This is a genomic window from Winogradskyella rapida (assembly GCF_042675845.1).
In the GTDB taxonomy this organism is placed as follows: Bacteria; Bacteroidota; Bacteroidia; order Flavobacteriales; family Flavobacteriaceae; genus Winogradskyella; species Winogradskyella rapida.
On sequence record NZ_JBHTKM010000004.1, the window covers coordinates 1 to 2728 of the forward strand.

The 2728-nt window shown below is 30.7% G+C and carries 3 protein-coding genes; all 3 read left to right on the forward strand.

The window, feature by feature from the left end:
* Positions 1-113 precede the first annotated feature (113 nt).
* Positions 114-1085 (forward strand): hypothetical protein, encoded by a 972-nt coding sequence (locus tag ACFQ13_RS01795; RefSeq protein ID WP_386113408.1) that lies wholly within the window; start codon positions 114-116, stop codon positions 1083-1085.
* 117 nt (positions 1086-1202) lie between these two features.
* A complete protein-coding gene (locus tag ACFQ13_RS01800) occupies positions 1203-1808 on the forward strand; it encodes a hypothetical protein (protein WP_386113410.1) in 606 nt (201 codons plus the stop codon).
* 161 nt (positions 1809-1969) lie between these two features.
* The gene (locus ACFQ13_RS01805; protein WP_386113412.1) at positions 1970-2491 is read left to right on the forward strand and encodes a hypothetical protein; all 522 of its coding nucleotides are present in this window, start codon (positions 1970-1972) and stop codon (positions 2489-2491) included.
* The last annotated feature ends 237 nt before the right edge of the window (positions 2492-2728 follow it).

Genomic DNA, 2728 nt, shown 5'->3' on the forward strand with positions numbered 1-2728 from the left:
ATGTTCGTCACTACTTGCGAAAATTCCTGCGGAATTTTCACGGGTTCGTAAATGTTTACTAACTTAGTTGCCTAACCACGCAACTAACCATACACAAACACGTTAGCACCAATATGACAAAAATCCTGCAAAAATTCATATCATATTTTATAATAAGTGCTTTAGTTTACTACTTATTTTTAGTCGTTGAGACCATCAGCTTATATTTTAATGAATTTGGATTTGACCTAACGAATGGAATACTTTTTAGTTTCAATCAGATACCAGCAGTAATTAATTTTGGAATTTTCATTGCCTTAATTTTGGTTACAGCGGAATTAGTAAAAGAGAAAATTACTATCTCAAAAATTTTCGAATTTGGAATTATAGTTTCCTTAATTTTTAGTGGACTAATATTTTTTCTATCTAACAATATGGTGCCAAATCTACGAATGACATCGTTTTTGGACAGATATGAAAACGCAAGAAAAGTACCATTTACTTCGCAAGAGAGAATTGAAAAAGCTACCGAATATAAAAAAACAAATGTTGATATGATGAGTATTGGACTTATCAATCAATATTCTGACTCTTTAAAAACTGAAGATAAATCTCAAAAGGAAAAAATATCTGAGTTGTTTAAAAAAATTCCAGACAGCATAGTTCAAAACGATTTTTCTCAAAAGGAACTTAACGAATATGGAATCTCAGAAAACAAAGTGACAACCGAATATAATCGTAGAGACTTATTCCAATTAAAAAACGAAATAAGAAAAAATGAGTTTTTGACAAGGCAGTTAAGAAAATCTAATTGGACAAAAAACGCACGATACTTAAATAGCTTTTTGACTTTATTTCTGGTTTGCTTCGGTATTGTTATTGGATTGAATTTTAAAAATCAATTAATATTCTCTTTGGTCTGTATCGGAATTGTGATTTATTCGCAGACTTTGACTTTAATAACAACATCATCGGACGTATTTATAAATGGAGATAACCTATTAGTATTAATTTTTAAGATTATAATGATTCTAATTGTATTTTTATATTTAGTCTATCGAATGAATACGAAAAAAAATACTGGTGCTAACACCGTGTATAATTAATTGCTTTTTAGAGCTTACTTGCGAAAATTCCTGCGGAATTTTCACGGGTTCGTAAAAGTTTGCTAACTTAGTTGCTCAACCACGCAACTAACCATACACAAACACGTTGCCAACAATATGAAAAACACTATCAGAATCCTTATTTATTTATTGATTATACCGAGTTTTCTGTCTTGTAACAGTAAATATTCAGAATCTGAATTGAAAGCTAACTTTTCGAGTGAACAACTGTCGGACTTGACTGAAATCAGAAAGTTTTTTTTGAATCAAGTTTGTGAATCTGACTTTAAATTATGCTATGAACAAACAAATCACGATTCTTTGCAGGCTTCTGGAGTTGGAATTTGGACAAAGATTGACTTTGACAAACAGAAAAAACTATACGAAAGAATTTCGAAATCTACGTTTGATGAGATTTGGATGATTTGTAAATCTGTAAATTTTAAAACCGACGAGGAGAAAAAAAGTATATGTGCTAATGCAATTGGGAAATATCAAAATTATCTTTCTGACTTTGGTAAAAATAATGCAAGAATTGCTAAATATGCGGAAAGAATAGAAGCATCTGGAGATTTTGGAGGTTTAGATATTAGCTATTGGAATGTATTAACAGATAAAAAACATTTTGACTTAAATGACCCAAATATCCAGTTGATTTTGGCTATACATTATTTATCAATGAATGACCAAGTCAAACGGAATGAAAATTGGATTGAAAAATAAATACTGTTGGCAACACCGTGTATAATTAATTGCTTTGTAAGTGCTCATCTGGAATATTCCTTCGGAATATTCTCAGGTTCGTGAAAGTTTACTAAATTAGTTGCTTAACCACGCAACTAACCATACACAAACACGTTGTAAGCAATTTAACCAAACTTAACTTGAAATTCGAAATACCCTTTAATTCTGATATTTATTTAAATCAAACCGAACTGATAATTCCATTTATTTATAAACCTTATCTAAAAGACGCAAGGGAATCATTAATAGTTGGATTAACGTCAACATTAATCGGAATTTCAATTATAATCGGTAAATCGAATCTTGGCTTTGTATTCATACTTATGGGAATTTTCTACATAATCAAAGCCTACCCTAAATTTCAATTATACAATAAACTCAAAAGCACCTATTTTGAGAAAATAAAAGAAAAAGTTGTGGAAGTGGAATCTAACTATGGAAACGGAATTTTTGAATTTAAAGATGACTCTATAGAATACGCTGACAAAAATATAACGCGTGATATAAAATGGACTGAATTCAAAGGATTTAAAGTAATGAAATCGAATTTACTTATGATTTTGGAACCAGATAAAGGTGACATAATGATAATTGGAGAAAATGAAGTTGGAAGTCAGAACTTTCAAAGAATCGTTGAATTCGTAAAACATAAACTGAAATAAAAACTGCTTACAACACCGTGTATAATTAATTGCTAGGTTCTTCCCTACTTGCGAATATTCCTGCGGAATATTCACAGGTTCGTTAAAGTTTGCTAACTTAGTTGCCCAACCACGCAACTAACCATACACAACAACGTTAGCAGCAAGCAGTCACGTTTTGCTAATGTCTTTCTTAATCCAAGAGTTTTTTTTCCTCGTCACCATTAAACTCTCATTTGGATAACCTAACGTGATAAG